Source organism: Streptomyces sp. NPDC026672 (assembly GCF_040638185.1).
In the GTDB taxonomy this organism is placed as follows: Bacteria; Actinomycetota; Actinomycetes; order Streptomycetales; family Streptomycetaceae; genus Streptomyces.
The window spans coordinates 1-1,031 of record NZ_JBEZXS010000115.1; the positions used below are offsets into that span (position 1 = coordinate 1).

The 1,031-nt window shown below is 68.8% G+C and carries 1 protein-coding gene; it reads right to left on the reverse strand.

Annotation, left to right across the window (positions count from 1 at the left end; genetic code table 11):
* A partial coding sequence (locus AB0F77_RS43025; RefSeq protein ID WP_361960245.1) for an alpha-amylase family glycosyl hydrolase occupies positions 1–1,031 on the reverse strand: 1,031 nt, incomplete at both ends.

Sequence of the window (1,031 nt, forward strand, 5' to 3'; positions counted from 1 at the left end):
CGCCTGATGGTGTTGAGGCGGGTGATGAGGGGGGCGATGGTGTGGCCCTCGCGTGCGGCGGTGTCCCAGTCGCGGGGTTTGAGCTGGTACTTCTCGGAGTCGAGGTATTCCTCGCTGCCTTCGCGCAGGGGGGTGTTCTCGCAGAGTTCGTAGCCGCTGTAGATGCCCCAGGTGGGGGAGAGGGTGGCGGCGAGGACGGCGCGGGTCTCGAAGGCGGGGCGGTGGCCGTGCTGGAGGTAGGCGTGGAGGATGTCGGGGGTGTTGGCGAAGAGGTTGGGGCGCATCCAGGCGGCCGACTCCCCGGACAGTTCGGTGAGGTAGTCGGTGAGTTCGGTCTTGGTGGTGCGCCAGGTGAAGTAGGTGTAGGACTGCTGGAAGCCCGCCTGGGCGAGGGTGCGCATCATGGCGGGGCGGGTGAACGCCTCGGCGAGGAAGATCACGTCGGGGTCGGTGGTGTTGACCTCGGTGATGACGCGTTCCCAGAAGACGACGGGTTTGGTGTGGGGGTTGTCGACGCGGAAGATCCGCACTCCGTGGGCCATCCAGTGCCGCAGCACGCGGACGGTCTCGGTGATGAGGCCGTCCATGTCGGTGTCGAAGGCGATGGGGTAGATGTCCTGGTACTTCTTGGGCGGGTTCTCCGCGTGGGCGATGGTGCCGTCGGCGCGGTGGTGGAACCACTCGGGGTGCTTGAGGACCCAGGGATGGTCGGGTGAGCACTGCAGGGCGAAGTCCAGTGCCACCTCCAGGCCCAATTCCTGGGCGCGGGTGACGAAGGCGTCGAAGTCGGCGAGGGTGCCCAGGGCGGGGTGGACGGTGTCGTGGCCGCCCTCGGGCGAGCCGATCGCCCACGGCACCCCCACATCGTCAGGGGTGGGGGTGAGGGTGTTGTTGCGGCCCTTGCGGTGCGTGGTGCCGATCGGGTGGATCGGCGGGAGGTAGACGACGTCGAAGCCCATCGCGGCGATCGCCTCCAGCCGCCGCGCCGCCGTGCGGAACGTGCCGTGCGGCTGCTGCGGGGTGCCCTCGGA